Annotated in this window: 1 pseudogene; it reads left to right on the top strand. The window is 62.7% G+C overall.

Going from position 1 to position 255, the window contains the following annotated elements:
* Nucleotides 1–255: pseudogene (locus C5749_RS19445) on the top strand (cytochrome c biogenesis protein CcdA); the annotation flags it as partial.

The following is a 255-nucleotide window of genomic DNA, read 5'->3' as shown; positions in this document are numbered from 1 at the left end:
CACCCGTACAGCCGGTGGACGCCGGTTCCGAGGGCAAGCAGTCCCTCTGGGGCATCTTCATTGCCGGGCTGCTGGGCGGTTTTGCGGCCTTCATCATGCCCTGCATATTCCCCATGGTCCCGCTGACGGTCAGTTTCTTCACCAAACAGAGCGGCTCCCGCGCCAGGGGGATATCCCGGGCGCTGCTCTACGGGCTGTTCATCATCGTGATCTACGTCGCACTGGGCATGCTCATCACCATAGCCTTCGGCTCCG

Source organism: Sphingobacterium gobiense (assembly GCF_002980575.1).
GTDB lineage: Bacteria > Bacteroidota > Bacteroidia > Sphingobacteriales > Sphingobacteriaceae > Sphingobacterium > Sphingobacterium gobiense.
Note: the sequence above shows the minus strand (reverse complement) of the source record. Positions and strands in the feature narration are given on the sequence as shown.